Source organism: Actinomadura monticuli (assembly GCF_041463655.1).
GTDB classification, from domain to species: Bacteria; Actinomycetota; Actinomycetes; order Streptosporangiales; family Streptosporangiaceae; genus Spirillospora; species Spirillospora monticuli.
On record NZ_JAXCEI010000001.1, the window covers coordinates 351,548 to 376,760 of the forward strand.

Annotated in this window: 27 protein-coding genes and 2 pseudogenes; 17 read left to right on the forward strand and 12 right to left on the reverse strand. The window is 73.2% G+C overall.

All coding sequences use genetic code 11. The features are described from left to right. The first annotated feature begins 102 nt into the window (after positions 1–102). The 3 genes from SM611_RS01695 (at position 103) to SM611_RS01705 (ending at position 3,098) form a co-directional block, all read left to right on the forward strand. A complete protein-coding gene (locus SM611_RS01695) occupies positions 103–1,716 on the forward strand; it encodes an AMP-binding protein (protein ID WP_371946971.1) in 1,614 nt (537 codons plus the stop codon). A 68-nt stretch (positions 1,717–1,784) separates the two neighbouring features. Continuing rightward, a complete protein-coding gene (locus SM611_RS01700; protein ID WP_371946972.1) occupies positions 1,785–2,570 on the forward strand; it encodes a TIGR03084 family metal-binding protein in 786 nt (261 codons plus the stop codon). A 63-nt stretch (positions 2,571–2,633) separates the two neighbouring features. Then, complete coding sequence (locus SM611_RS01705; RefSeq protein ID WP_371946973.1) at positions 2,634–3,098, forward strand: universal stress protein; 465 nt, start codon at positions 2,634–2,636, stop codon at positions 3,096–3,098. Positions 3,099–3,120: 22 nt separating this feature from the next. Here SM611_RS01705 and SM611_RS01710 read toward each other — a convergent pair whose 3' ends face one another. Further along, complete coding sequence (locus SM611_RS01710) at positions 3,121–3,642, reverse strand: O-acetyl-ADP-ribose deacetylase (RefSeq protein WP_371946974.1); 522 nt, start codon at positions 3,640–3,642, stop codon at positions 3,121–3,123. Positions 3,643–3,876: 234 nt separating this feature from the next. Between SM611_RS01710 and SM611_RS01715 the strand changes: the two genes are divergently transcribed. Next, the gene (locus tag SM611_RS01715; RefSeq protein WP_371946975.1) at positions 3,877–4,725 is read left to right on the forward strand and encodes an NAD-dependent epimerase/dehydratase family protein; all 849 of its coding nucleotides are present in this window, start codon (positions 3,877–3,879) and stop codon (positions 4,723–4,725) included. 37 nt (positions 4,726–4,762) lie between these two features. Here the strand turns inward: SM611_RS01715 and SM611_RS01720 are convergent, their stop codons facing one another. Further along, positions 4,763–5,524, reverse strand: coding sequence for a dioxygenase family protein (locus SM611_RS01720; RefSeq protein ID WP_371946976.1), 762 nt, complete (start codon positions 5,522–5,524; stop codon positions 4,763–4,765). Positions 5,525–5,618: 94 nt separating this feature from the next. Here SM611_RS01720 and SM611_RS01725 point away from each other — a divergent pair, with 94 nt between their 5' ends. After that, positions 5,619–6,107: a MarR family winged helix-turn-helix transcriptional regulator gene (locus tag SM611_RS01725; RefSeq protein ID WP_371946977.1), complete on the forward strand. Its 489-nt coding sequence runs from the start codon at positions 5,619–5,621 to the stop codon at positions 6,105–6,107. A 128-nt stretch (positions 6,108–6,235) separates the two neighbouring features. Here SM611_RS01725 and SM611_RS01730 read toward each other — a convergent pair whose 3' ends face one another. Further along, positions 6,236–7,333, reverse strand: a complete 1,098-nt coding sequence (locus SM611_RS01730; RefSeq protein WP_371946978.1) for a winged helix DNA-binding domain-containing protein — start codon at positions 7,331–7,333, stop codon at positions 6,236–6,238. Beyond that, positions 7,323–7,961, reverse strand: coding sequence for a TetR/AcrR family transcriptional regulator (locus SM611_RS01735; protein ID WP_371946979.1), 639 nt, complete (start codon positions 7,959–7,961; stop codon positions 7,323–7,325). The genes SM611_RS01730 and SM611_RS01735 overlap by 11 nt, the downstream gene beginning before the upstream one ends. A gap of 124 nt (positions 7,962–8,085) precedes the next feature. On the opposite strand from SM611_RS01735, the gene SM611_RS01740 reads away from it, so the two are divergent. From SM611_RS01740 to SM611_RS01750, 3 genes are read left to right on the forward strand one after another with little or no spacing between them, the layout of a single operon-like run. Beyond that, the gene (locus SM611_RS01740; RefSeq protein WP_371946980.1) at positions 8,086–8,898 is read left to right on the forward strand and encodes a class I SAM-dependent methyltransferase; all 813 of its coding nucleotides are present in this window, start codon (positions 8,086–8,088) and stop codon (positions 8,896–8,898) included. After that, a complete protein-coding gene (locus SM611_RS01745; RefSeq protein WP_371946981.1) occupies positions 8,895–9,809 on the forward strand; it encodes a saccharopine dehydrogenase NADP-binding domain-containing protein in 915 nt (304 codons plus the stop codon). The genes SM611_RS01740 and SM611_RS01745 overlap by 4 nt, the downstream gene beginning before the upstream one ends. Then, positions 9,809–10,426 (forward strand): TetR/AcrR family transcriptional regulator, encoded by a 618-nt coding sequence (locus SM611_RS01750; protein WP_371946982.1) that lies wholly within the window; start codon positions 9,809–9,811, stop codon positions 10,424–10,426. The genes SM611_RS01745 and SM611_RS01750 overlap by 1 nt, the downstream gene beginning before the upstream one ends. 24 nt (positions 10,427–10,450) lie before the next feature. Here SM611_RS01750 and trpS read toward each other — a convergent pair whose 3' ends face one another. Then, positions 10,451–11,485, reverse strand: coding sequence for a tryptophan--tRNA ligase (gene trpS / locus SM611_RS01755; RefSeq protein WP_371946983.1), 1,035 nt, complete (start codon positions 11,483–11,485; stop codon positions 10,451–10,453). 224 nt (positions 11,486–11,709) lie between these two features. Between trpS and SM611_RS01760 the strand changes: the two genes are divergently transcribed. Genes SM611_RS01760 through SM611_RS01770 form a run of 3 tightly spaced genes read left to right on the forward strand, consistent with a single transcriptional unit; the run spans position 11,710 to position 14,195 of the window. Then, positions 11,710–12,198, forward strand: a complete 489-nt coding sequence (locus tag SM611_RS01760; protein WP_371946984.1) for a MarR family winged helix-turn-helix transcriptional regulator — start codon at positions 11,710–11,712, stop codon at positions 12,196–12,198. Between the two features lie 48 nt (positions 12,199–12,246). Further along, positions 12,247–13,713 carry an MFS transporter gene (locus SM611_RS01765; protein WP_371946985.1) on the forward strand — a complete coding sequence of 489 codons (1,467 nt, stop codon included), beginning with the start codon at positions 12,247–12,249 and terminating at the stop codon, positions 13,711–13,713. Between the two features lie 14 nt (positions 13,714–13,727). Continuing rightward, the gene (locus SM611_RS01770) at positions 13,728–14,195 is read left to right on the forward strand and encodes a PPOX class F420-dependent oxidoreductase (protein WP_371946986.1); all 468 of its coding nucleotides are present in this window, start codon (positions 13,728–13,730) and stop codon (positions 14,193–14,195) included. 49 nt (positions 14,196–14,244) lie between these two features. On the opposite strand, the gene SM611_RS01775 is transcribed toward SM611_RS01770, so the two are convergent. Genes SM611_RS01775 through SM611_RS01790 form a run of 4 tightly spaced genes read right to left on the reverse strand, consistent with a single transcriptional unit; the run spans position 14,245 to position 17,349 of the window. Next, on the reverse strand, positions 14,245–15,150 hold the full coding sequence (locus SM611_RS01775) for a M56 family metallopeptidase (protein ID WP_371946987.1): 906 nt from the start codon (positions 15,148–15,150) through the stop codon (positions 14,245–14,247). Then, entirely contained in the window at positions 15,147–15,530 is a 384-nt protein-coding gene (locus SM611_RS01780; protein ID WP_371946988.1) for a BlaI/MecI/CopY family transcriptional regulator, read from the reverse strand. Before SM611_RS01780 ends, SM611_RS01775 begins: the two co-directional genes overlap by 4 nt. 38 nt (positions 15,531–15,568) lie before the next feature. Next, positions 15,569–16,228: a response regulator gene (locus SM611_RS01785; protein ID WP_371946989.1), complete on the reverse strand. Its 660-nt coding sequence runs from the start codon at positions 16,226–16,228 to the stop codon at positions 15,569–15,571. Then, the gene (locus tag SM611_RS01790; RefSeq protein WP_371946990.1) at positions 16,225–17,349 is read right to left on the reverse strand and encodes a sensor histidine kinase; all 1,125 of its coding nucleotides are present in this window, start codon (positions 17,347–17,349) and stop codon (positions 16,225–16,227) included. The genes SM611_RS01785 and SM611_RS01790 overlap by 4 nt, the downstream gene beginning before the upstream one ends. Positions 17,350–17,483: 134 nt before the next feature. On the opposite strand from SM611_RS01790, the gene SM611_RS01795 reads away from it, so the two are divergent. Further along, positions 17,484–18,650, forward strand: a complete 1,167-nt coding sequence (locus tag SM611_RS01795; RefSeq protein ID WP_371946991.1) for a glycosyltransferase 87 family protein — start codon at positions 17,484–17,486, stop codon at positions 18,648–18,650. A gap of 58 nt (positions 18,651–18,708) precedes the next feature. On the opposite strand, the gene SM611_RS01800 is transcribed toward SM611_RS01795, so the two are convergent. Next, positions 18,709–19,701 (reverse strand): aldo/keto reductase, encoded by a 993-nt coding sequence (locus SM611_RS01800; protein ID WP_371946992.1) that lies wholly within the window; start codon positions 19,699–19,701, stop codon positions 18,709–18,711. 120 nt (positions 19,702–19,821) lie between these two features. Between SM611_RS01800 and SM611_RS01805 the strand changes: the two genes are divergently transcribed. From SM611_RS01805 to SM611_RS01815, 3 genes and pseudogenes are all read left to right on the forward strand, one after another. Beyond that, positions 19,822–20,670, forward strand: a complete 849-nt coding sequence (locus SM611_RS01805; protein WP_371946993.1) for a helix-turn-helix transcriptional regulator — start codon at positions 19,822–19,824, stop codon at positions 20,668–20,670. 185 nt (positions 20,671–20,855) lie between these two features. After that, positions 20,856–21,149: pseudogene (locus SM611_RS01810) on the forward strand (carboxymuconolactone decarboxylase family protein); the annotation flags it as partial. A 67-nt stretch (positions 21,150–21,216) separates the two neighbouring features. Then, positions 21,217–22,064: pseudogene (locus SM611_RS01815) on the forward strand (aldo/keto reductase). Positions 22,065–22,145: 81 nt separating this feature from the next. Here the strand turns inward: SM611_RS01815 and SM611_RS01820 are convergent. After that, on the reverse strand, positions 22,146–22,991 hold the full coding sequence (locus SM611_RS01820) for an SMP-30/gluconolactonase/LRE family protein (protein WP_371946994.1): 846 nt from the start codon (positions 22,989–22,991) through the stop codon (positions 22,146–22,148). Positions 22,992–23,073: 82 nt separating this feature from the next. Next, positions 23,074–23,502 (reverse strand): organic hydroperoxide resistance protein, encoded by a 429-nt coding sequence (locus SM611_RS01825; RefSeq protein WP_371946995.1) that lies wholly within the window; start codon positions 23,500–23,502, stop codon positions 23,074–23,076. A gap of 94 nt (positions 23,503–23,596) precedes the next feature. On the opposite strand from SM611_RS01825, the gene SM611_RS01830 reads away from it, so the two are divergent. Then, on the forward strand, positions 23,597–24,529 hold the full coding sequence (locus SM611_RS01830) for an LLM class flavin-dependent oxidoreductase (protein ID WP_371946996.1): 933 nt from the start codon (positions 23,597–23,599) through the stop codon (positions 24,527–24,529). Continuing rightward, the gene (locus tag SM611_RS01835; RefSeq protein ID WP_371946997.1) at positions 24,526–25,212 is read left to right on the forward strand and encodes an alpha/beta fold hydrolase; all 687 of its coding nucleotides are present in this window, start codon (positions 24,526–24,528) and stop codon (positions 25,210–25,212) included. Before SM611_RS01830 ends, SM611_RS01835 begins: the two co-directional genes overlap by 4 nt. Position 25,213: the final 1 nt, after the last annotated feature.

Genomic DNA, 25,213 nt, shown 5'->3' on the forward strand with positions numbered 1-25,213 from the left:
TTCTCGTCCGCTATGCCTCGTACGTCCGACCACCCCACCGAACGAGGTTCGGTAAGTTATCGGTTACGGTGCTGCCGACGCCGTCCCCTGAGGAGAGTGCCGATGCTCGACCTGGCGACCCTGCACGAGGCCATCGCCGCCGCGGTCCCCGACCGCGAGTGCCTGGTGTGGCGCGACCGCCGCGCCACCTGGCGGGAGAACGCCGAGCGGACGCGGCGGCTGGCGAACGTCCTGCACGGGCACGGACTCGGCCTGCGCGGCACGGCGTCCCACCCGTGGGAGTCGCCGCACGACCACCTCGCGCTCTACCTGCACAACGGGCCCGAGTACCTGGAGGGCCTGGTCGGCGCCCACAAGGCACGGGTCGCGCCGTTCAACGTCAACTACCGCTACGTGGACGACGAGCTCGCCCACCTGTTCGGCGACGCCCGCCCGGCCGCGGTGCTCTACCACGCGCGGTTCGCGGACGCGATCGGGCGCGTCATCGACCGGCTCGGCGGAGGCGAGGGCGGGCGCCCGCTGCTGCTCCAGGTGGCGGACGAGTCCGGCGCCGCCCTCCTGCCCGGCGCGCTCGACTACGAGGAGGCCCTCGCCAAGGCGTCCCCGGACCCGCTGCCGGTGCGGCCCCACGCGCACGACCTGCACATCCTCTACACCGGCGGCACGACGGGCATGCCGAAGGGCGTGCTGTGGCGGATCGGCGACCTGATGCTCGGCCCGCTCGGCCTGCGGCGCCGCGACGGCGCGCCGGTCACCGACCTCGGCGAGGCCGTGGAGCGGGCCGTCCGCGGCGACGTGCGGGTCCTGGTCGGCCCGCCGCTCATGCACGGCGCGGGCACGTGGTCCTCGCTCGGCGCCTGGTGCGGCGGCGGCTGCGTGGTGTTCCCCGACCGGGTGGACGGCCTGGACGCCGCCGACCTGATGGCCACCGCCGAGCGCGAGCGCGTCACCCGGATGCCGCTGGTCGGGGACGCGTTCGCGCGCCCGATCGTCGAGGCGCTGGAGGCCCGCCCCCACGACCTGTCCGCGCTCCGCTCGTTCGTGAACTCCGCCGCCGCGATCAGCCCCGGTGTGAAGGCGCGGATGCTCGAACTCCTCCCCCACTCCCGGATCGTGGACGTCCTCGGGTCGTCGGAGTCCGGGTTCCAGGTGACCCGGAGCGGCGCGTCGGCGCGGACCTTCGCGGCGCAGCCGGGGACGGCCGTGCTGTCGGCCGACCGGTCCCGGCGCCTCGCGCCCGGCGAGGACGAGACGGGCTGGCTGGCCAAGGGCGGCGACTCGATCCCGCTCGGCTACCTCGGCGACCCGGAGAAGACGGCGGCCACGTTCCTGACGCTGGACGGCGAGCGGCTGGTGGTGGCGGGCGACCGGGCGCGGCTGCTCGCGGACGGCACCGTCGAGGTGCACGGGCGGGAGGCCACGACGATCAACACCGGCGGCGAGAAGGTGTTCGCGGAGGAGGTCGAGTCCGTGCTGCGCGGGCTGCCCGGCGTCGCGGACGCGCTGGTCGTCGGCCGCCCGAGCGAGCGCTGGGGGACGGAGATCGTCGCGGTGGTGAGCCCGGCCGGCGGCCCGTCCGACGACGAGCTGCGCGCGGGCTGCGCCGAGCACCTGGCCCGCTACAAGATCCCGAAGGCGTTCGTCCGCACGGACGGCGGCCTCCGGCTCCCCAACGGCAAGGCGGACTACGCCGCCGCCCGTGCGCTCCTCGACTAAAGAACCTCGTTCGGTTTTGTAGGCGGGGGTCCTGTACCGGCGGGGCCGCGGCGGGCGATCCTGGCGCAATGCCGGATCTGCACTCCCTGCTCGCCGACCTCGCCGCCGAGGGCGACTCCGTCGACGCCCTCGTCGCGCCGCTTCCGCCCGCCCGCTGGGCGGACCCGACCCCCGCCGAGGGCTGGACGATCGCGCACCAGATCGCCCACCTCGCCTGGACCGACGACCAGGCGATCGTCTCCGCGACCGATCCCGAGGCGTTCGCGGGACTGCTCGAACAGGCCCTCGCCGACCCGGAGGGCTTCGTCGAGGCGGGCGCGCGGGAGGGGGCCAAGGATCCGGCGGAGCTGCTCGCCCGCTGGCGCGACGGGCGCCGCCGCATGGTGGACGCCCTCGCCGCCGTCCCGTCCGGCACCCGGCTCCCCTGGTTCGGCCCGCCGATGGGCGCCGCGACGCTGGCGACCGCGCGGCTGATGGAGACGTGGGCGCACGGCGAGGACGTCGCCGACGCGGTCGGCGTCCGGCGCGAGCCCACCCATCGCCTCCGCCATGTCGCGCACATCGGCGTCCGCACCCGCGACTTCTCGTACCGGAACCGGGGGCTGGAGCCGCCCGCCGAGGAGTTCCGCGTCGCGCTGGAGGGGCCCGGCGGCGAGGTGTGGACGTGGGGTCCGGCGGACGCGCGCCAGTCCGTGACCGGCCCGGCGCTCGACTTCTGCCACGCCGTCAGCCAGCGCCGCCACCGCGCCGACCTCGCTCTCGTCGCGACCGGCCCGGACGCCGACCGCTGGCTGGACATCGCCCAGGCGTTCGCCGGCCCGCCCGGCGAAGGCCGCGCCCCGGCGTCCGGCTGAGAGATCCGCCACTGTGCGCGGCGTTCGGGTTCGAGCGCGAGTGATCTTGGACATGTCACCTATATGACAGTTCTCATCGCCTATGACGGTTCTGACGACGCGCAGGCCGCCGTCGAATACGCGGCGCGCCACCTCAAGTCCGAGCCGACCGTGATCATGACGGTGTGGGAGCCGCTGCTGACCCAGCTCAGCTGGGCGCCGCTCGCCGCCGCGGTGCCGGTCGCCGCCGAGGCTCCCGGCGACAAGTACGAGGAGGAGAAGCAGGCCGAGGAGCTCGCCCGCAAGGGCGCCGACCTCGCCCGCGCCGCGGGGCTGGCCGACGTGACGGTCCGGGCCGAGCGCGGCGGCGGGCCCGTGTGGGCCGCCATCGTGGACGTCGCGGACGAGTTGAACGCCTCCCTCGTCGTCACGGGCTCGCGCGGCCTCGCGGGCGCCCGGTCGGTCATCCTGGGCAGCGTCTCGACCCGCGTCCTGCACCACGCCCACCGCCCCGTCCTGGTCGTGCCCCCGCCCAAGGAGGACGACTAGCGACGGCGACCGGCGACGGCGCCTAAGGGCGGCTGGGGCTGGCCGCCGCCTCCTCGAAGGCCGCGTAGGCGTCGTCCCCGAAGAGGACGAAGCGGGCCTCGGCGACCAGGGTGGAGGTGGCGCGGACGGTGCCGACGGCGATGCGGGCGGCGTCGTCCAGGGGCCAGCCGTAGATGCCCGCCGACAGGGCCGGGAACGCGATCGACCCGACCCCCAGCTCGTCGGCGACGCGCAGGGACTCGCGGTAGCAGGAGACCAGCTGGTCGGAGCGGTCCTCGGTGGCGGAGTAGACCGGGCCGACGGTGTGGATCACCCAGCGGGCGGGCAGCCGGCCGGCCGCGGTGGCGACCGCCTGCCCGGTCGGCAGGCCGCCGCCGTAGTGGGAGGCGCGCAGCCGGCGGCACTCGTCCAGGATCTCCGGCCCGCCCCGGCGGTGGATCGCGCCGTCCACGCCGCTGCCTCCCAGCAGGGACGAGTTGGCCGCGTTCACGATCGCGTCGACCTTCTCCTCGGTGATGTCGCCGCGGACCAGAGTGATCTTCATGTGCGCTTCCTCCGCTGTGGCCGGACCCGTCCGAAACATGAATTCTCGCCCGCGCCGGAGGTGAAACGCGTTCGGGCGGTTCCCGGCGGTACGCTCAAGGCGGACGAGGTTCCGGTGGCGGGTGCGGCTCGTCCGACTTCGTCCGGCCGGACGCGGGGGCACTACCATGCCGAACGCCGGGCCCAGTGTTGACAGACGCTCTCACAAAGGCGTGACAGTCGCGGAGGTACCCCCTTGAAGATTCTCCTCGCCGGAGCGACCGGAGTCGTCGGTCGCCGGCTGATCCCGCTGCTCGTCCAGGCGGGCCACGAGGTCGCGGGGACGACGCGCCGTACCGAACGCGCCGGCCTGCTCCGCGATCTCGGCGCCGCGCCGGTCGTCGTGGACATGCTGGACGGCCCTGCGGTGCGCGACGCCGTCGCCGCCGAGCGCCCGGACGCGGTGATCCACCAGCTCACCGACCTCAGCGAGGAGGACTTCGACGCCAACTCGCAGCTGCGGATCACCGGCACCCGCCACCTGGTGGACGCCGCGCGGGCCGCCGGTGTCGAGACGATGATCGCGCAGAGCATCGCCTGGCTGTACGTGCCGGGCGACGCGGCGGCCGTCGAGACCGACCCGCTGGACTCGTCCCTGCCCCCGTACGCGGGGGTCGCGGCGCTGGAGGACGCGGTGGGCGAGATGGCGCACGGCGTAGTGCTGCGGTACGGCGCGCTCTACGGGCCCGGCACCTGGTACGCCCCGGACGGCGCGATCGCCGAGCGGGTACGCGCGGGCACCCTGCGCCCGGCGCCGTCGTGGACGTCCTTCGTCCATGCCGACGACGCGGCGTCGGCGGCGCTCGCGGCGCTGGACTGGCCCGCCGGGGCGGTCAACATCGTGGACGACGAGCCCGCGACCACGGCGGACTGGCTGCCCGTCTACAGCGCGGCCATCGGCGCCCCGCATCCGGGCAGCGCCGGGAAGCACGCCGCGTCGACGGGCCGCCCGGTGTCGAACGCGAAGGCGCTGAGCCTCGGCTGGAAGCCGCGGGTCACCTCGTGGCGCACGGGCTTCGCCCGGATGGACGCCGCGTCCGACTAGCCCCGACGGGCCCGCCCTACCGGCCCGCCATGGCCGGTCAGCCGAACTGGAACGAGCGCTTCGCCAGCCCGAGCCAGTAGCCGTCGATCACCGACCGGCGGTCCGACGCGTCGTCCGCGTCCGCGCCCAGCGCCATGAACAGCGGCGCGAAATGCTCCGTCCGCGGGTGCGCGATGCGCGCCGCGGGGGCCTTGGCGCGGAAGTCGAGCAGGGCGTCGATGTCGCCGCCCTTCACCGCGCGGTCGGTCCACTCGTCGAACTCCGCCGACCAGGCGGGCGGCGCCGCGTCCGGCTCCGGGCGGAGCTCCCGCAGGTTGTGCGTGGTGAATCCGCTCCCGACGATCAGGACGCCCTGGTCGCGCAGCGGCGCGAGGCTCCGCCCGATCTCGAACAGCCGCTCCGGTTCCAGCGTGGGCATCGACATCTGCAGCACCGGGACGTCGGCGTCCGGGTACATCTCCACGAGCGGGACGTAGGCGCCGTGGTCCAGGCCGCGCTCCTCGTCCTGACGCACTCCGGGAATCAGTTTCCGCACGTCGGCGGCCAAGCCGGCGGCGCCGGGCGCGTCGTAGCGGACGCGGTAGTAGTGCTCGGGGAAGCCCCAGAAGTCGTACACGAGCGGCACCGGGCGGGTGGCGCCGACGCTCAGCGGTGCCTCCTCCCAGTGCGCCGACACCATGAGGATCGACTCCGGCTTCGGCAGTCCGGCCGACCAGCGGGCGAGCTGACCGGTCCACAGGGCGTCGTCGGCGAGCGGCGGCGCGCCGTGGCTGAGGTAGAGCACGGGCATCCGGGCCATGTCATCATCCCCTTTATTTGAGGGTTCAACCATAACTCGCAAGTACTTGAACATTCAAGTCTTGAGTGTTCAAGCTTTTCGGTAGGATGGCGCCATGACCGAGACGCGTTGGCTGGACGACGAGGAGCAGGAGACCTGGCGCGCCTTCCTGTGGACGTCGCGGCTGCTCAACGAGGCCCTCGACCGGCAGCTGCAGCGCGACTCGGGCATGCCGCACGCCTACTACATGATCCTGGCGATGCTGTCGGAGGCGCCCGGCCGCGCGCTGACGATGACCGCGCTCGCCGAGATCGTCCACTCGTCCCCGAGCCGCCTCTCGCACGCCGTCAACCGGCTGGAGGAGGCCGGCTGGGTGAGCCGGTGCAAGCACGAGCACGACCGCCGCACCACGATCGCGCGGCTGACCGACGCGGGGTTCGCGGCCCTCGCCGAGGCGGCGCCCGGCCACGTCGCCGAGGTCAGGCGCCACCTGTTCGACCCCCTGACCCGCGACCAGATGCTCGAGTTCCGCGCGACCCTGCACGCCCTCCTCGCCTCCCTGGACCCGGCGCAGGAGGCCCCCTGCGCGCGCGGGGACGGCTGACCCCCCGGCGCCCCGCGGCGAGCGCCAAGGTTCACCGGGTGCGTTGACCTGCGGCGTGTTGTTGGTATGAGCGCGTCGGAAGCAACAACACGCCGCAGCTCAACGACGTGGTGACGCGGAAAACGAGGCTAGCCGAACTCCACCGCGTGCGACTTCGCCTCCGGGTGGGCGGCCGCGAGAAGGCGCAGGCCCTCCTCCTCAAGGGCGGCGCGGTCCCGGCGCGGGACCGGGGCGAACGGGCCGACGCGCAGCGTCGCCTCGCCCCGCTTCTTCTCGATCTTCCACATGCCGTGGACGAAGCCGTCCACGAGGAACGTCGCGCGGATGATGCCGTTGACCGTGAAGACCCGCTTGCGATGCTCCTCGCTGATGACGCGGGCGCGGTCGGCGTGCGAGAGCAGCAGGTTGTCGAAGTCCGGGACGAACCGGACGGGCGCCGGCGTATCGGGATCGGGGCGCGGCGCCTCCGGGAGGTCGTAGAGGGTGCGTCCGTTCCCGTCCCGGAACGTCACGAGCTTCGGCAGGAGGCGCTCGACGACCTCGCCGAGCCGCGTCAGGCCCGACCAGTGCTGGACGTCCTGGACGCTCGCCGGCCCGAACGCGGCCAGGTAGCGCAGCACCACGTCGTCCAGGGTGGTCGCCGAGACCGCCTGGCCGTCCAGCCACGTGTCGAGGGTCGTGTGCCGCGCGAGCCCCGACGCGCCCCAGACGCCGCGCGGCGGGACCTGCACCAGCGGCAGCCGGGTGCGGACGGCCCAGCCGAGCAGGGCGACGTCATGCTGCGGCCACCGTTCGGTCAGCAGTGCCCGGAGGTCCTTGTCGGAGCGCGGCTCCTTCTCCAGCAGCGCGCGGGCGTGTGCGGTGACCGCGTCCAGGTCGACGGCGGCGAGGTCGGCGGCCCGCGACTTCAGGTAGTTGTCGAGGATGATCTGGGTGTGCGGCCGCAGCGCGCCGGCGTCGCGGGCGCTGACCAGGTGCAGCGTGCCGCGCATCAGCACGATCCGCAGCGCGCGGCGCTCGGTCAGCAGCGCGCCGACGTCGTCGAACGAGAAGTCCGCGAGCCGGCTCCACAGCCCGACGTGCGGCGGGTTCGGCGCCTGCGCCTGCATCCCGACCAGATGCTCGATGGCGTCCAGGGCGGGCATGTCGTGCCGTTCGAGCAGCATCTGCCGCGCCAGCAGCGCCCGGTTCAGCGCCCTCGTGCCCAGTTCGCCGTCAGTCGTCATAGCGGCCCCGCAGCTCCTGCCAGGTGGGGGGCGGCCCGGGAAGCTCCTCTTCGCCCGTCAGGTGGAGGGCGTCCAGCATCAATTCGAGATAGCGGTGCTGGAGCCGGTTCATCCGCTCGTCGTCCCCGATGCGGACGCCGTGCAGGTATTCGAGCATGACCGAGACGTCGCCGACCTCGATCTCGGGACGCAGCGCGCCCGCCTCCCGCGTCCGCTCCAGCAGCCGCTCCGTCGCCTGGTGGATCTCCCTGCCCTTGCGGGCCATCTCCTCGGTGACCTCGAAGCCGCCCGCGAGCCGCATGGTGAGGGAGCCGGCGCCGATGTCCAGGCAGCGGCGCATGAACCCGGCGAACGCCTCCCACGCGTCGCCGTCGTCGTCCAGCGCCCGCTCGACCTCGGCGAGGTAGCGGTCCATCCCGTCGTCGGCGAGCTTCTGGAGCAGGTCCTCCTTGCTCTTGTACCGGCGGTAGAGGGCGCTGATCCCCACCCCCGCGTGCTCGGCCACCGCCGAGATCGGCGCCCCGGGATCCGCGGTGAACACCGCCCGCGCCGCCTCCCGGATCAGCTCGTCGTTCCGCGCCGCCTGCGCCTTGCGCCCGCTCAAGGGCGCCTGTGCCGTCGACTCCATGCCCGCATACTACCGGAACAGACAATTCCGTTCTAACGGTCCGGGTACGAGGTTCCCCGGCGCCCTTGACGGGGGCCACGATATGAACGTATGTTCATGAACAAGCGTTCATAAGGAGGGGGCCATGGCGGGCATCGTCAACACTCATCAGGCCGAGGCGTGGAACGGGTACGAGGGCGAGCACTGGGCCGGCCACTACGACCGGTACGACGCCGTGAACAGCGGCTTCAACGACGCCCTGCTGGACGCCGCGGCGATCGGCCCGCGCGACCGCGTTATCGACATCGGCTGCGGGAACGGGCAGGTCACCCGGCTCGCGGCGCGGCGCGCACGGCTCGGCGGCGCGACGGGCGTGGACCTGTCCGGGCCGATGCTCGCCCGCGCCCGCTCCCTCGCGCAGGAGGAGGACGTCGCGAACGTGGCGTTCGAGCAGGGCGACGCCCAGATCCACCCCTTCCCGGACGGCGCCTTCGACGTCGCCGTGAGCCGGTTCGGAGTCATGTTCTTCGCCGATCCGGTCGCCGCGTTCGGCAACGTCCAGCGGGCGCTGCGCGACGGCGGCCGGGTCGCGTTCCTGGTGATGACGCCGCCCGGCCAGTCCGACCTCGGGGCGGTGTTCGAGGCGCTGCCGCCGCGGGCGGAGCCCCCGATCGGGCACCGGGGGCCGCTGTCGCTGGCCGATCCCGACCACGTCCGCGAGGTCCTGGAGGGCGCCGGATTCCGGGACGTCGGCACGCACCTGGTGGACGCCGAGCAGATCTGGGGACGGGACGCCCGCGACGCGGCGGAGTTCTTCGCCGGCTGGGGCCCGATCCGCTTCAACTACGGCGCGGACGGCGAGCTGGTCGACACGCTCACCGAGGCGATGGCCCGGTTCGAGCGGGACGGCGCCGTCCGCCTGCGCAGCACCGCCCGGCTGATCCGCGCACGCCGGTGAATCGGGTCGTGGTACTCGGCGGGTACGGGGCGGTCGGCCGCGAGGTGGCGGCGGGTCTGCTCGGACACGTCCCGGAGGTGGTCGTCGCCGGACGCGACCTCGCCAAGGCCCGCACGGTCGACGGCGCGATCCCGATGCGCGTCGATCTGCGGAGCGACGACCCCGGCCGCATCGAAGCCGACGCCGTCGTCATGTGCGCGGAGACCGGCAACGCGCGGGTCGCGCGGGCGTGCCTGTCCCGGGGCGTCCACTACGTCGACGTGTCCGCGTCCTACGCGGTGCTCGCCGGGATCGAGGAGCTGGACGGACTCGCCACCGAGCGGGGCGCGGCGGCGGTGCTCAGCGTGGGGCTCGCGCCCGGCGTCACCAACCTGCTGGCCCGCGAGTTCGACGGCGCGGACGTCGACATCGGCGTCCTGATCGGCGCCGGCGAGCGGCACGGGCCGTCCGCCGTGGAGTGGACCCTCGATTCGCTCGCCGACCTGGGCGAATCGTGGCGGATGCGGTTCCCCGCCCCCTACGGCGTCCGGACGGTCCACCACTTCCCGTTCTCCGACCAGCACACCCTGCCCGGACGCGTCCGGACGGGACTGTGCCTGGACTCCCGCGCCATGACCGCCCTCCTCCCCCGCCTCGTGCGGTTCCGGGACGCGCCCCCGCTGCGGGCGTTGTTCCGCCGCGTGCACATCGGCGGGGACGGTTTCGCGGTGGCGGCGGCGTCCGGCGGGACGGTCCGGTCGTTCTCGGGGCGGCGGCAGAGCCGCGCGACGGGCCTGGTCGCCGCGATGGTCGTCCGGCGGCTGGACGGGCTGCCGCCCGGCGTCCGGCACATCGAGGACACCGCCGAGCCGGGCTTCCTCCCCGAACTCGCCGCCCACGGGTTCGAGCTCGCTCATTACCATTCGGGGTGATGACACCTCGAAGAGCGGCCGCGCTGCGCGCCGGCGACCGGACCCTGCGCGAACACCTCATCGCCACGGCCGAGCGGATGATGGCCGAGCGCGGGACGGCCGGGCTGACCGTCCGGGCGATCGCGCGGGAGGCCGGCGTGTCCGACGGCGTCCTCTACAACCACTTCGCCGACAAGGAGGAGCTGCTCGCGCACGCGCTGCGCGCACGCGCGGAGGCGGTGGCGGGCTCGCTCGGGGCGCTCCCCGAACCCGGCACCGGGACGGTCGAGGAGAACCTGCGGGCGTACGTCGCGCACGGCATGGCCGCGCACACCGCGCTGCTGCCCGCGCTGGCCGGCCTGATCGCGCAGCCCGAGGTCCTCGCCCGGTTCTCCGCGCTGAGCGGCGGGGAGGCGGACTGGCGGTCGCGGCTCGCCGGGTACCTGCGCGCCGAGCGCGACCTCGGTCGGCTCGCGGCGGGCGCGCCGGTCGACGCCGCCACCTCCATGATCGTCGGCGCCTGCCACGAGCCGGTCCTGTCGACGCTGTTCCAGGGCGAGGAGCTCGCGCGGCGCGCGTCCCCGGACGCGGTGGACGACCTGGTGGCCGTCGTCCTGCGGGGCATCGGCGCGCGCTGACGGTTCGCGCCGGACGTTCGGGCGCTAGGAGTTCATCGCCGTCCTGACCTCCTCAAGCGTGCGGTCGGCTACGGCGTTGGCGCGGGCGTTGCCCTCGGCGAGGACGCCGCGCAGGTACGCCCGGTCGGCGACGAGTTCGGCGCGGCGGGCGCGGATCGGGCGGAGGAACTCGTTGACCGAGTCCGTGACGACCTTCTTGAGCGCGGCGGCGCCGCCGTCCCCGATCTCGGCGGCCACGGCGTGCGGGTCGCGGCCCTGGCAGAGCGCGGCGAGCAGCACGAGGTTCGACACCTGCGGGCGGGTCTCGGGCTCGTAGGCGATCCGGCGTTCGGCGTCGGTCACCGCGCGCCTGATCAGCCGGGCGGTCTCGTCCGGTCCGGCGGACAGGGCGACGGCGTTTCCGCGGCTCTTGCTCATCTTCTGGCCGTCGGTGCCGAGGAGGCTCGGCGCGGCGGACAGCAGCGCGTCCGGCACCGGGAAGACCGGCGCGTAGCGCTCGTTGAAGCGGCGCGCGATCGTCCGGGTGATCTCCTGGTGCGGGAGCTGGTCCTTGCCGACGGGGACGAGGTTCGCCTTGCAGAACAGGATGTCGGCGGCCTGGTGGACGGGGTAGGTGAACATCAGCCCGCTGACCGCCGCCTGCCGGGACGCCGCGATCTCGTCCTTCACGGTGGGGTTGCGGCTCAGCTCGGCGACCGACACCAGCGACAGGAACGGCAGCATGAGCTGGTTCAGGGCGGGGACGGCGCTGTGCCGGAAGATCGTCGCCGCGGACGGGTCGATCCCGGCGGCGAGGTAGTCGGCGACGAGCCCCTCGACGTGCTCGGACAGGCGCTCGGCGACGTCCCGGTCGGTGAGCACCTGGTAGTCGGCCACGAGGACGAACAGCTCGACGCCCGCGCGCTGGAGCCGCACGCGGTTGGCGAGGGTGCCGAAGTAGTGGCCGAGGTGCAGCGGCCCGGTGGGCCGGTCGCCGGTCAGGATCCGGAACGCCGCGGGTTCGGCGGCGATGCGTTCTTCCAGTTCGCGGCTTCGTGCTTCGGGGGTGGTGGTCTCCATGGTCTCTCTCCTCGGTTCTGTCCGGGGCCCCCGCCGGACCGGCCGCGTCATCGGGAAAGAGAAAGGGCCGTCCGAGGGGACGGCCCGATGGCGTGCATGGTGTCGGCCGTCCTAGGACGGCCACCAGCTCGTGCACGCGGTGCGGTTCATGGGGCCAGCATAGACGACGCAATGCAGGTGATCATAGATAATCCGGAACGGAACCAGTTGGGTAGGCTGGGGGCATGACCTCGATGGCACCCGGGCGGACGAAACCGGACCTGTCGTTCCTGCTCGACCGCACCAGCTATGTCCTGCGCACCCGGATGACGGCGGCGCTCGCCGAAATCGGCCTGACGCCGCGTATGCACTGCGTCCTCGTCCACGCCCTGGAGGAGGAGCGCACCCAGATCCAGCTCGCCGAGATCGGCGACATGGACAAGACGACGATGGTCGTCACGGTGGACGCCCTGGAGAAGGCCGGCCTCGCCGAGCGGCGGCCGTCGTCCACGGACCGCCGGGCCCGGATCATCGCGGTCACCGAGGAGGGGGCGCGGGTCGCCGCCCGCAGCCAGCAGCTCGTGGACGGGGTCCACGCGGCGGCACTCGACTCGCTGCCCGAGGACGAGCGCGACGTCCTCGTGCGGGCCCTGAGCAGGCTGGTCGACGACCATCTCGCAACCCCGGTGGAGAGCCCGCAGCCGGCCCGCCGCGTCCGGCAGCGCACCAAATAAGTCCGTCAAGGATCGTCTCTAACAAAACTATCTGCTACGGTCTCTCCCATGAACGAGGAGACGACCACCCTTCCCTCCCTGCTCCGGTCCCGCTGGGCGGCGCTCGGCGTGCTGTCCGCGACGATGCTGATGACGATCCTGGACGGCAGCATCGTGACCGTCGCGGCGCCCGCCATCCAGCACGACCTCGGCTTCTCGCCCGCCGGGCTCAGCTGGATCATGAACGCCTACCTGATCCCGCTCGGCGGCCTGCTGCTCCTCGCCGGGCGGCTCGGCGACCTCGTCGGGCGCCGCACGCTCTTCCTCGCCGGCAACGCGGTCTTCACGGCCGCCTCGGTGCTGGCGGGCGCGGCCACCACGTCCGGCGTGCTGATCGCGGCCCGCCTCCTGCAGGGGATCGGCAGCGCGCTGGCCTCGGCCGTCGTGCTCGGCATCCTCGTGACGCTGTTCACCGACGCCCGCGAGCGCACCAAGGCCATCGGCGTCTTCAGCTTCACCGGCGCCGCCGGCGCGTCCATCGGGCAGGTGCTCGGCGGCGTGCTCACCGACGCGCTGAGCTGGCACTGGATCTTCCTGATCAACCTGCCGATCGGCCTCGCCACCATCCTGCTGGCCCTCCCGGCGCTGCCGCGCGACCGGGGCATCGGCCTCGCGGCCGGCGCGGACGTCGCCGGCGCCGTGCTCGTCACGTCCGGGCTCATGCTCGGCATCTACACCGTCGTCAAGGTCGAGGCCCACGGCTGGATCTCCCCGCACACGCTGGGCCTGGGCGCGGTGTCGCTGCTCCTGCTCGCCGGGTTCACCGCCCGGCAGGCGCGCGCCGCCACCCCGCTGATGCCGCTGCGCATCCTCCGCTCCCGCAACGTGTCGGGCGCCTACACCGTCCAGCTGCTCACCCTGTCGGCGATGTTCTCCTTCCAGGTGATCGTCGCCCTCTACATGCAGCAGGTCCTCGGCTACAGCGCCCTCGACACCGGCCTGGCGATGCTTCCGGCGGCCGTGGCGATCGGCGCGGTGTCGCTGTTCGTGTCCGCGCGGCTGTCGAACCGGCTCGGTGAGCGCTTCGTGCTGATGACCGGCCTCGTGTTCCTGATCGGCGCGATGGCCTGGCTCACGACCGTCCCCGTGGACGCCGACTACGTCACCGACCTGCTCCCGGTGTTCGTGCTGGTCGCCGGGGCCGGGCTCGTCCTGCCGTCGCTCACCGGGCTCGGCATGTCCAGCGCCCGCCCGGAGGACGCGGGGCTCGCGTCCGGCCTGTTCAACACCGTCCAGCAGGTCGGCATGGCGCTGGGCGTCGCCGTCCTGACCACCCTCGCCGCGTCCCGCACCGAGGCGTTCCGGGCGGACGGCCGGACGGACGCCGCCGCGCTCACCGCCGGCTACCACCTGGCCTTCGCGGTGTCCGCCGGCCTCCTGGTCGCCGCGCTCGCCGTGTCGCTCCTGGTCCTGCGGCGCCCGCGCCCTCCGGCCCCCGCCGAGGCGCCGGCCGAGTCCGTTCCCACCGACGTCTGAAGGAGAGATCGAAAATGACCGAGTACGGCCCCGGACAGGGACCCGGCCCCAAGCCCGTCAGCGAGGACGACCTGGTCCGCCTGCTCGGCGAGGGGCAGTTCGCCGTCCTCGCCACCAACAAGGAGAACGGCCACCCGCACGTGTCGACCGTCGTCTACGCGTGGGACCCGGACGAGCGCGTCGTGCGGATCTCCACGACCGCCGGGCGGGCGAAGGTCAAGCAGCTCCGGCGCGACCCGCGGGCGGCGCTGCACGCGTCCAGCGCCGACCACCTGTCGTTCGCGGTCGCCGAGGGCACCGCCGAACTGTCGGACGTGACCGAGGAGCCCGGTGACGCGACCGGGCGGGAGCTGCTCGCGATGACGCCGGGCTTCGCCGGCCGGGCGGACGAGCAGGCGTTCCTGGAGCAGATGGTCAAGGACCGGCGCCTCGTGATCCGCCTGCGCGTCACCCGCCTGTACGGCACCGTCCTCGCGGACTAGCGGGCAGGACGGGCCGGTGGAACAGGACGGGTCGGTCGGGCGGGACGACTCAGTGGGGCAGGACGAGCAGGAGCAGCGGCAGCCCGGCGACGACCGGCACCGCGACGGAGGCGGCGATGCGGCTCTTGCGGGACGCCGGCTGCGGCTCCAGCAGCCGGTTCACCCGCGCCATCACCGGGATGTCGCCGTGCGCGACCCCGAGGGTGCCGGACGGGACGGCGGCCGGGCGGGCGGCGGCGAAGCGCAGCAGCGCGGTCGCCAGCTCGCGCGGCGGCCGGCCGTGCCGGGCCCGGTCGTCGGCGGCCATCTCGATCAGCAGCTCCACCGCGTCCAGGCACCGTCCGACCAGCCGGAACTGCGGGAACACCTGGCGCAGCGACGCGAACGGCAGCAGCACCAGGTCGTGCCGCTCGCGGGCGTGGGCGCGCTCGTGCGCGAGGACCGCGGCCAGCTCGCCGCGGTCGAGCAGTTCGAGGGTTCCGGCGCTGACGACGACCTTGTGCGAGCGGACGCCCGGCACGCAGTACGCGGCGGCGCCGGGATGGTCGAGGACGAGGGTGCCGGGCACCGACGAGTCGCGGCGCGACACGAGCGCGAGCAGCGCCCGGTGCCGGTGCCGGGCCCGCACGACCCGCACCACCGCGAACATCAGCATGACCAGCAGCACGGCCGTCAGGCTGATCGCGCCGAGCAGCGCCGCGACCTGGACGGCGCCCAGCCGGGCGGCCTGGTCGTCGTAGAGGCCGGGCAGCCCGCCGAGGACGCCCTTGCGGTACGGGAGGAGGGCGAGGCCGAGGAGGGCGCCGATCGTGGCGACGCCCCAGCACAGCCCGAGGGCCTGCCAGAGCGCGATGCCGATGCGCGGCGTCCGCCATGTCCACCGGGCGCGGGACAGGAAGTGCGCCCCGCCGACGGCTCCGAGGGAGATCAATGCGAGCAGGGCGGTGCCGGTCATGCCGGCGGTTCCTTGCTCGTGAGGCCCGCGAGGGTCTCCCGGATGACGTCGATCTCGTCCCGCGAGACGGACCGGACGAAGTGCGCGAGCGCCGCGTCCCGGTCGCCGGTCTCGTTCAGGGCGCCCAGCATCAGCTCGGTCACGTACATCTCGCGGCTCGCGACGGGGTGGTAGCGCCAGGCGCGGCCGTCGCGCTCGCGCTCCAGGAAGCCCTTCTTGGCGAGCCTGTCCAGGACGGTCATGACCGTGGTGTGGGCGAGGTCCCGGTCGCCGGCGAGGGCGCGGCTCACGTCACGGGCGGTCGCCGCCTCGTGGCCGGCGTCCTCCCGCGCCCACAGAACCTCCATGACCGTGCGTTCAAGCTCTCCCAGACCCTTCACGCCCCCAAGGTTATCCGACCGAGACCAAGGTCACCACGTCAGGTAGTACTACCGCCTGTAGGAGGTGCGACGAGGCCCAGCTCGTAGGCGATGATGACGAGCTGGACGCGGTCGCGGGCGTCCAGCTTGGCGAGCAGCCTCGCGACGTGGGCCTTGGCGGTCGCGACGCTGATGTAGAGGTCGTCGGCGATCTCCCGGTTGGACAGGCCGCGTCCCACCAGGGTCAGGACCTCGCGCTCGCGCTCGGTGACGCCGGTCACGGACCGCGGCTCCGGGGCCGGTTCGGGACGGGCGGCGAACTCCTCGATCAGGCGTTTCGTGACGCTCGGGGCGATGAGGCCGTCGCCGTCCGCGACGACGCGGATCGCGGCGAGGATCTCCTCCAGGGCCATGTCCTTGACGAGGAAGCCGCTGGCGCCCGCCTTGAGCGAGCCGTAGACGTACTCGTCGTCGTCGAACGTCGTCAGCATCAGGACGTGGGCGGTGGTGATGCGCCGGGTGGCCTCGATGCCGTCCATGTCGGGCATGCGGATGTCCATGACGACCACGTCGGGCCGGACGTCCTCGACCAGTGCGACGGCCTCTCTGCCCGTCCCGGCCTCCCCGACGATCTCCAGGTCGGGGGTGTCGGCGATCAGCACGCGCAGCCCGGCGCGGATCAGCGGCTGGTCGTCGGCGAGGACGACGCGGACCGTCACCGGCCCGCCAGCGGGATGCGCGCCGCCACCCGGAACCCGCCCTCGGGACGCGGCCCGGCGCTGAACGCGCCGCGCAGGAGCGTGACCCGCTCGCGCATCCCGACGAGGCCGTACCCGGTGCCGACCATGCCGCCGGTCCCGTCGTCCGCCACCTCGATGGCCAGTACGCCGTCGCCGTAATGGAGGGTCACACGGCAATGGTCCGTGCCCGCGTGGCGGACGACGTTCGTGACCGCCTCCTGGACGATCCGGTACGCGGAGAGATCCACGTCCGGGGGCAGCGGGCGGCGCTCACCCTCAGTGCGGACGTCGACCCGGACGCCGGCGTCCAACGCGGCGGCGGCCAGGCCCGGCAGCTCGTCCAGGCCGGGGGCCGGGCCGAGCGGCGCCGCGCCCGGGTCGTCCTTGCGGAGCGCGGTGAGCATGCGCCGCAGCCCGGACAGGGCCTCGCGGCTGGTCGTCTCGATGGCGTCCAGCGCGTTCCTGGCCTCGGCCGGCTGCGTGTCGATCACCCGTCCGCCCACGCCCGCCTGGATCGCGATGATCCCGATGCTGTGGGCGACCATGTCGTGCAGCTCACGCGCGATCCGCAGCCGCTCCGCCGCGACGGCCTGCGCGGTGGCCTGCGCGTGCATCGCCTCCGCGTGCGTCCGCCGCACCCGGACCGAGTTGCCCGCCATCCAGGTGATGCCCATCGCCAGGACGGTCGTCATGAGGAGCTGGTCGTTCGCGGCACCGAACGCGAGGACGGTCAGCACCTGCACGACGAACGTCGCCGCGGCGACGGGAATCGAGATCTTCCGCGGACGGCTGCTCGCGATGTAGGCGACGGAGAGGTCGGTGAGCAGGATCAGCCCGCCGACGACGGTCCCGTTCTGCCTTTCGAGGGCGGCGAGGGTCCAGGCGACGACCAGGATCGCGTGGGCAGGCAGCGGACGCCGCCGCAGCAGGGCCAGGACCAGGACGGTGAGAAGGACCACGAGGAGGACGTCCGGCTCCCGGAAGCCCACCCGTCCGCTGGACAGCGTGACGAACAGCACGCCGGGATAGAGGACGGCGCCGCACCAGGCCAGCACCACCCCCGTGACGCGACCCACTCGGCTCAGCGGCAAGGCGGACATGCGGCGATCGTAACCGCGGGCCCTTACCCGGCACATTGGCCCGGAGGCGTAATCCCACGGGCTACAAACGCCCTTTCCCAATGTGTCCGGCGGCCCGATGACCGCCGGGCGGCGCCACCTGCACCTTTGTCAGCATGAAACGCTGGGCGTCATTGCTCCTGATTCTCGAAATCCTGGGAGTCGCCGTCTTCTCCATTGCCTACGACTCGCTCGACTTCCGCATCTACTGGCTGGGAGGGCGGGCGATAACGGACGGCGACGACCTCTACCAGGTACAGCTCGCCGACCACTGGTTCACCAACACGCCCTTTATGGCGGCCCTGTTCACCCCTCTTGCCGAGATGCCACTCGTTCTCGCGCGCCTGCTGTGGCAGTCGGCCTCGCTGGCGGCCTTCATCTGGGCATGCCGGACGGCGTTTCAACTGACCGGCCGCAGCATTCCTTTCGTGGTCGTGCTCGCGAGCGGTCTTCTTCTCGAACCGGTCTGGCACACATTCTTCCTGGGGCAGGTCAACCTTTTCCTTCTGGCCCTCGTCCTGGCCGACATGCACCGGGTGGCCCAGGGCCGTCCCGCCGGGATCGGGATCGGCATCGCGACCGCGATCAAGCTGACCCCGGCCGTCTTCGTCGTGCTGCTCCTGCTGACGAGGCGCACCAGGGACGCCGCCACGGCCACCGCGACCTTCGCCGTCTGCACGCTGCTCGCCCACGCCATCGCGCCGGACGCGTCCCGCCTCTACTGGCTGCACACCTTCTATGACACGTCCCGGGTGGGCGTCCCGTACATCAGCAACCAATCGCCGCTGGGCGCGCTGACCCGCATACTGCGCGGAACGACAGAGGTCGGCGACTGGTACGCCGCCATTCCGCTGACCATCGGCATTCTCGGTCTCGCGCTCGCGGCGGCCTGGGCACACCGGGGCGACTGGCCTGTGGCAATAGCGGTCACGGGCGTGACCGGGCTCCTGGTCTCCCCCGTCTCCTGGGCGCACCACTGGGTGTGGATCGTCCCCGCGCTGGCGGTTCTGCTCCGCGACGGCAACCGGAGAACGGCCCTGGCCGCGTACGTCCTGTTCGTGCTCTCGCCGCTCTGGTGGACGCCCCACAACGGCCACCCGCTCCAATACGGCTTCCACCTCTTCCTGACGCCCATCGCCAATTGCTACCTGCTGGCGGGCGTGGGCTTCCTCGTCCATATGGCCGTCCGGCTTCGCGGTCAGGACGACGCGTCCACGACCACGAAGGACCCGAGCATCCGCCGCAGCCGGCCGAGCGCGCCCGACTCGACCGGCCGGCGTTGATCTGCGGCATGTCGTTGTTATAGATACGCTCATAACAACGACATGCCGCAGGTCAACGTCAGTTGCCTACGCCGAGGCCGGACATGAACGCCGACGGGTAGCGGTCGCCTCGGGCCGCCCCCGGTGGCACCGCCTTCTCGATCTCGGCCAGGTCGTCCGGGGTCAGGTGGACGTCCAGCGCGGGCAGGGCCTCGGCCAGGCGTTCGCGGGTGCGGGCCCCCACCAGCGGGACGATGTCCGGGCCCTGGGCGGCGACCCAGGCGATCGCGAGCTGCGCGACCGTGCACCCCTTCGCCTCGGCGACGCGGCGCAGGGCGTCCACCAGGGCGAGGTTGTGTTCCACGTTGCCGTCCGAGAAGCGCGGGCTGTGGGCCCGGCTGTCGCCGGGGGCGGGGCGGCCGGCCGTCCAGTGCCCGGAGATCAGGCCGCGGCCGAGGACGCCGTAGGCGGTCAGGCCGATCCCCAGCTCGCGCAGCGTGGGCAGGACGTCCGCCTCCACCGCGCGGGAGATCAGCGAGTACTCGATCTGCAGGTCGGCGACCGGGTGGACGGCGTGCGCCCGGCGGATCGTCGCGGCGTCGACCTCCGAGAGGCCGAGATGCCGGACGTACCCGGCGTCGATCATCTCCTTGATCGCGCCCACCGTCTCCTCGATGGGCACCGCGGGGTCCAGCCGGGCCGGACGGTAGATGTCAATGTGGTCGGTGCCCAGCCGGGTCAGCGTGTACGCCAGGAAGTTCTTCACCGCCTCGGGACGGCCGTCGATCCCGCCGAATCCGGGGCCCGGCCCCCGCAGCATGCCGAACTTGACGCTGAGCCGGTGGCCGTCGCGGTTCCGGCCGCGCAGGGCTTCGGCGAGCAGCAGCTCGTTGTCGCCCATGCCGTAGAAGTCGCCGGTGTCGATCAGCGTCACGCCGGCGTCCAGCGCGGCGTGCACGGTGGCGATGCTCTCGGCCCGGTCGGCGCGGCCGTAGGCGCCCGACATGCCCATCGCGCCCAGGCCCAGCGCGGAAACGGACGGGCCGGTCGTGCCCAGGGTTCGCGTCTGCATGTGTCCTCCCGTTGTCGATGCCCCTACCCTGCGTCCGGGTCGGGGCGCTCGAAAGCGGAGCGTTCATCATGGGAGCGCCGCTCCCTGGCCGGCCCCGCCGCCGCGAGGAACGATGGAGTCATGCAACGCGAGCAGCTCGCCGACTTCCTGCGCCGCCGCCGCGAGGCGATCCGTCCGGCGGAGGTGGGCCTCACCGGCGGGCCACGCCGCCGCACCGCCGGCCTGCGCCGGGAGGAGGTCGCGATGCTCGCCGGCATGTCGGTGGACTACGTCGTCCGCCTTGAGCAGGGCCGCAGCAGCCAGCCGTCCGTGCAGCTGCTCGGCGCGCTGGCCCGGGCGCTGCGGCTGTCCGACGACGAGCGCGACCACCTGTTCCACCTGGCGGGCCACCGGCCGCCGCCCGCCGACGGGACGGCCCGCCTGGCCCGCGCCGGCCTGGTGCGCGTGCTGGACCTGCTCGGCGACGCCCCGGCCCTGGTGCTGTCCGACCTCGGCGAGATCCTCGCCCAGAACCGGGCGGCCGTCCTGCTGACGGGCGACCACACCGGCTTCTCCGGCGACCGCCGATACCCGGTGTACCGGTGGTTCACCGAGCCCGCCGCCCGCGCCACCGCCCCGCCCGAGGAGCGGGACCGGCACGCCCGCGAGCTCGTGGCCGACCTGCGCGCCACCGCCGGGCGCCGCTCCGGCGACCCCGCCGTCACCGGGCTCGTCGAGCGGTTGCGGGCCGCGAGCACCGACTTCCGCAGGCTGTGGGACGAGCATGAAGTGGCGGTCCGGCGCACCGACCAAAAGACCCTGCTGCATCCGCGCGTGGGCCGCCTGCTGATGAACTGCGAGACCCTGGTCACGCCCGACCAGGGCCAGCAGCTGCTGGTGCTCACCCCGGCGGACGCCAAGACCCGCGAACGGCTGGAGCTGCTCCGGGTGCTCGGCACCCAGGAGTTCCCGGCCGGGGCCCCGGACTGACGTTCACCCGCTGGACGGGTCCGGCAGGTCCATCGCCGCGAGCATGGCGGGGTCGCCCACGACCGTGATGGCGGCGATGCGGCCGCCGTCGACGGTGAACGCCATGACCGAGAGCGGGGAGCCGTCCTCGCGCCACGAGACCAACCCGGGAAGCCCGTTGACGAGACACCGGCCGGTGCAGCCCGTGCGTGTTCGCCGGGGTCCGCGCGGCGAAGAAGCACGGCGAGACCGACGAGCGGCTGCACAGTGTCGCCGCGTGGCGCGAGACGCCCTTCTTCACCGACGAGGAGCGCGCGGCGCTCGCGCTGGCCGAGGCCGCCACCCGGATCCAGGACGGCGCGCCCGGCGTGACGGACGAGATCTGGGAGGACGCGGCCGCCTGCTTCGACGAGAAGCAGCTGTCCGCGATCATCCTGGAGATCGCGATGACCAACTTCTTCAACCACACGATCCGGGAGCAGGCGGGCAAGACCTGGTGATCCGCGCACGGGCGTGATCTTGGATGGAGTGGGCTGTTACGGTTTCCGGCGAGGGGGACATCTGCCTATGACGTCCGGTACGTTCCGCATCGGGAAGGCGATCGAGGCACGGCGGCTCGGGTTCGGAGCCATGAAGCTGCCGACCGACGCCGGTTCCCGCGAAGGCTCCATCGCGGTGGCCCGGCGGGCCGTCGAGCTGGGCGTGACGCTCATCGACACCGCCTACCTGTACGGGTGGGGAGCCAACGAGGAACTGCTCGTCGAGGCCCTGCACCCCTTTCCGGACGACGTGCTCGCACGACGAAAGTGGGCGTGGTGCCGCCGGACCCGCCGCGCGACGCGGCACTGTGCGGACGGCCCGAGGTGCTGCGGGAACAGGTCGAGCGGGCCCGCCGCCGGCTCCGCGTCGACCGGCTCGACCTGCTTCAGCTGCACCGCGTCGACCCGGAGGTACCCCTGGCCGACCAAGTCGGGACGCTGGCCGAGCTGCGAGACGCGGGCAAGATCGCCCACATCGGGCTATCCGAAGTCACCGTCGCCCAGCTCGACCAGGCGCGGGAGATCGTCGACATCGCCAGCGTCCAGAACCGCTACAACGTGCTCGACCGCGAGCATGAGGCGGTGCTCGACGCCTGCACCGCGGCCGGGATCGGCTTCCTGCCGTGGCGGCCCGTCCATCCCGCGGCCTCGGAGCCGGTGGGCGAGATCGGAGCGGTGGCCGCCGAACTGGACGCCACCCCGGCGCAGGTGGCCCTCGCCTGGCTGCTCGCCCGTTCGCCGGTCATCCTGCCCATCCCGGGAACGGCGTCGATCGCGCACCTGGAGGAGAACGTCGCCGCCGCGAACCTGCGGCTGAGCGACACCCAGCGAAGCCGCCTCGACGCCGTAACGTCCCCGCCCGCCCCTGAACGTTGACCTGCGGCGTGTTGTTGATATGAGCGCCTCCATAACAACAACACGCCGCAGGTCAACGGAGCCCGGGGGGGCGTCGGCAGGTTAGGGCCGGCCGGCGCCTGGGACGTCGACCTCGGTGGCTAGCACTTGGCCGGAGGCGGGGGTGACCATCTCGGCGTCGGTCATGCCGCGCCACTCGGCGGCGGTGATGAACAGCGTCGTTCCGTCCGCGCCGCCGAGGGCGCACGCGAACGCTCCTCGGTCGAGGTCGACGGTCCGCAGGATCTCGCCGCCCTCCGCGACGCGCACGCAGTGCCGGTTGGGGACGTCGGCGTACCAGACGGCGCCTTCCGCGTCAACGCAGATGCCGTCCGGGGCGGCGGCCTCCCCCAGATCGGCCCACAGGCGGCGGTTCGCGAGAGTGCCGTCCGCACCGATGTCGAAGGCCACGAGGCTGTGGCCGTAGGAGTCGGCGACGATCAGGGTGGAGTTGTCGGACGTCACCGCCATCCCGTTGGGGAAGGCGATGTCGTCCGCCACCTGGCGCACCGTGCCGTCGGCGACCAGCCAGACCGCCCCGGGCCCCGCCACCTCTCCGGACATCGGGTCGAAGCCGACGGCGTTGACGTAGACGTTGCCGCGCCCGTCGGCCACGATGTCGTTCCAGGCGGCGGGGCCGAGGTCGGCGTGGGTGACCAGCGTGCCGTCCGGTTCGCGGCGCAGCAGCAGGCCGTCCGCCGACGAGACGATCACGAGCCGGCCGTCCGGCAGCCACGCCGTGCACAGCGGCAGCGACGTCACCCGCGCTACGACCTCCGCCGCGCCCGTCGCCGGGTCGACGGCGACCACCTCGCCCGCGGACCAGTCGGAGAAGTACAGCCGGTCGCCGTGCCAGCGCGGCGACTCGACCAGCCCGCGGCCGTCCAGCAGTGTCCTGACCTCGGTCATCGGTACCGCCCCTTCCCGGACGCCGGCCGGGCGCCGGCCGTCCTCACCCTCTACACGAACGGGCGGCGGGCGGATCGACACCTCAGAGGGATTCTCCGTTGACCACCAGCGCCACCTCGATGTTGCCGCGCGTGGCGTTGGAGTAGGGGCAGGCCCGGTGCGCGGCCCTGGCCAGGCCGGCCGCCTCGGCGGCGGTGAGCGACGGCAGCGAGATCCGCAGTTCGACGCCGAGCCGGAAGCCCCCGGCGCCGTTCGGGATCAGCGAGACGGCCGCGTCGATCTCCGCGTCGTCCGCCCGGCGGCCGGTGCTCTGGCCGAGCAGGTCGAGGGTGGTGCCGAAACAGGCCGCGTAGCCGATCGCGAAGAGCTGCTCGGGATTGCTCCCCTCCCCGTCCCCGCCCATCTCCTTGGGCATCCGCAGCTTCAGGTCGAGCGCCCCGTCGGTGGTGGTCGCCCGGCCGTTCCTGCCCCCGGTGACGTGCGCCTCCGCGGTGTACCGCGCCTCTGTCATCGTCGACACTCCCGTCATCGCTACTGGTATCAGAATCTTGCACTTCAAAAATAAGAAGTCAACAGTTAAGATCCTGCACTTACAAGGAGGCGGGATGGACATCGGCTACCTGCTGCCCACGCGCGACCAGAGCGCCGCGGGCGAGCACGACCTCGGGCGGCTCGTCGCCCGCGCGCGGCGGGCGGAGGAGCTCGGGCTCGACTCGGTCTGGGCGGGCGACAGCCCCGTGACCAGGCCCCGCGCCGATCCGCTGCTGCTGCTCGCCGCCGTGGCGGCGGCCACCGAGCGGGTCGCGGTCGGCACGGCGGTGCTGCTGCCCGCGCTGCGCCACCCGATCCTGCTGGCGCACCAGCTCGCCACCCTGGACCGGCTGTCGGACGGACGGCTCATCGCCGGCATGGGCGCCGGATACCCGATGCCCGCCACCGAGGCGCAGTTCGCGGCGGTCGGCGTCGGGTTCGCCCGCCGTGGCGCCCGGCTGGAGGAGGCGATCGAGGTCATGCGGCGGCTCTGGTCGGGCGAGGCGGTCTCCCACCGGGGCGAGCACTTCGCGTTCGAGGACGTCCGGATCGCGCCGCCGCCGTCCCGTCCGGGCGGGCCGCCGGTCTGGCTCGCGGGCGGCGGGCCCGCGCTGGCGCGCGTGGCCCGCCTCGCCGACGGCTGGCTGCCCTACCCGCCCGAGGCGGCCGCCTACGCGGCGGAGCGCACGGCCATCGAGGCGGACGCGGTCCGTCCGGTCACGCCCGCCCTGTACGCGACGCTCTGCGTGGACGACGACCCCGAGAAGGCGCACCACCGGATGCGGAGCAGCATCGAGCGGTACTACAACGCGCCGCTGGAGTTCGTCGCGTCCGTCCAGGCGATGTTCGCGGGCACCCCGCGCGACGCCGCCCGCTGGCTGGACGGCTACGTCGCGGCCGGCGCCCGCCACCTCGTGATCCGGCTGGCGACCGACGACCACGACACGGGCCTGGAGGAGTTCGCCGACCGGGTCCTGCCCCTCGTGCACAAGGAGAACGACCGATGACCACGTTCATGCTCGTCCACGGCGCCTGGCACGGGCCCTCGGCCTGGGACCGGGTCGTCCCGCTGCTGGAGGCCGCCGGGGCCCGCGCGGTGACCGTCGACCTGACCGGAGACCACGGGCTGCACGAGCACGCCGCGCTGGTCGCCGCCGCCCTCGACGGCGCCGGGGAGCGGGTCGTGCTCGTCGGGCACAGCTACGCGGGCCTGGTGGTCCGGGAGGCGGCCGACATGCGGCCCGGCTCCGTCCGCCACATCGTCCTGGTGGACGGATGGGCCGGGCCCGACGGCGCGAGCCTGTTCGGCCTCGCCCCCGCCGCCTTCGTCGAGGTCGTCCAGGCGCTGGCCGACACGAGCGAGGACGGGCGGTGGATCCCGGCGCCGCCCCCGGCGGCGTACGGCGTCACCGACCCCGGCGACGCCGAGTGGCTGGCCGCGCGGCTGGTCCCGCAGCCGCTGCGCACGTTCACCGAGCCCACACTGCTGGCCGGGGCCGTCAACCTGATTCCCGGAACGGCCATCTGCTGCACGCCGCTGACCTACCCCTTCGACCGGTTCGGCGAATCCGCCGGATACCGGACGCTCACCCTGGACGCACCGCACGACGTGATGCTGACCCACCCCGAGGCGCTCACCGGGATGCTGCTGGACGCGGTTCAGGAACAGGAAGCGCGAAGCCTACAGTGAT

Coding starts and splice junctions, on each gene's coding strand:
- SM611_RS01750 (WP_371946982.1), top strand. CDS start 9,809: ATGACACCTCGAAGAGCGGCCGCGCTGCGCGCCGGCGACCGGACCCTG.
- SM611_RS01835 (WP_371946997.1), top strand. CDS start 24,526: ATGACCACGTTCATGCTCGTCCACGGCGCCTGGCACGGGCCCTCGGCC.
- SM611_RS01720 (WP_371946976.1), bottom strand. CDS start 5,524: ATGGCCCGGATGCCCGTGCTCTACCTCAGCCACGGCGCGCCGCCGCTC.
- SM611_RS01800 (WP_371946992.1), bottom strand. CDS start 19,701: ATGCAGACGCGAACCCTGGGCACGACCGGCCCGTCCGTTTCCGCGCTG.
- SM611_RS01790 (WP_371946990.1), bottom strand. CDS start 17,349: ATGTCCGCCTTGCCGCTGAGCCGAGTGGGTCGCGTCACGGGGGTGGTG.
- SM611_RS01700 (WP_371946972.1), top strand. CDS start 1,785: ATGCCGGATCTGCACTCCCTGCTCGCCGACCTCGCCGCCGAGGGCGAC.
- SM611_RS01795 (WP_371946991.1), top strand. CDS start 17,484: ATGAAACGCTGGGCGTCATTGCTCCTGATTCTCGAAATCCTGGGAGTC.
- SM611_RS01735 (WP_371946979.1), bottom strand. CDS start 7,961: ATGGAGTCGACGGCACAGGCGCCCTTGAGCGGGCGCAAGGCGCAGGCG.
- SM611_RS01725 (WP_371946977.1), top strand. CDS start 5,619: ATGACCGAGACGCGTTGGCTGGACGACGAGGAGCAGGAGACCTGGCGC.
- SM611_RS01825 (WP_371946995.1), bottom strand. CDS start 23,502: ATGACAGAGGCGCGGTACACCGCGGAGGCGCACGTCACCGGGGGCAGG.
- SM611_RS01705 (WP_371946973.1), top strand. CDS start 2,634: ATGACAGTTCTCATCGCCTATGACGGTTCTGACGACGCGCAGGCCGCC.
- SM611_RS01710 (WP_371946974.1), bottom strand. CDS start 3,642: ATGAAGATCACTCTGGTCCGCGGCGACATCACCGAGGAGAAGGTCGAC.
- SM611_RS01765 (WP_371946985.1), top strand. CDS start 12,247: ATGAACGAGGAGACGACCACCCTTCCCTCCCTGCTCCGGTCCCGCTGG.
- SM611_RS01820 (WP_371946994.1), bottom strand. CDS start 22,991: ATGACCGAGGTCAGGACACTGCTGGACGGCCGCGGGCTGGTCGAGTCG.
- trpS (WP_371946983.1), bottom strand. CDS start 11,485: ATGGAGACCACCACCCCCGAAGCACGAAGCCGCGAACTGGAAGAACGC.
- SM611_RS01805 (WP_371946993.1), top strand. CDS start 19,822: ATGCAACGCGAGCAGCTCGCCGACTTCCTGCGCCGCCGCCGCGAGGCG.
- SM611_RS01760 (WP_371946984.1), top strand. CDS start 11,710: ATGACCTCGATGGCACCCGGGCGGACGAAACCGGACCTGTCGTTCCTG.
- SM611_RS01775 (WP_371946987.1), bottom strand. CDS start 15,150: ATGACCGGCACCGCCCTGCTCGCATTGATCTCCCTCGGAGCCGTCGGC.
- SM611_RS01740 (WP_371946980.1), top strand. CDS start 8,086: ATGGCGGGCATCGTCAACACTCATCAGGCCGAGGCGTGGAACGGGTAC.
- SM611_RS01830 (WP_371946996.1), top strand. CDS start 23,597: ATGGACATCGGCTACCTGCTGCCCACGCGCGACCAGAGCGCCGCGGGC.
- SM611_RS01695 (WP_371946971.1), top strand. CDS start 103: ATGCTCGACCTGGCGACCCTGCACGAGGCCATCGCCGCCGCGGTCCCC.
- SM611_RS01730 (WP_371946978.1), bottom strand. CDS start 7,333: ATGACGACTGACGGCGAACTGGGCACGAGGGCGCTGAACCGGGCGCTG.
- SM611_RS01770 (WP_371946986.1), top strand. CDS start 13,728: ATGACCGAGTACGGCCCCGGACAGGGACCCGGCCCCAAGCCCGTCAGC.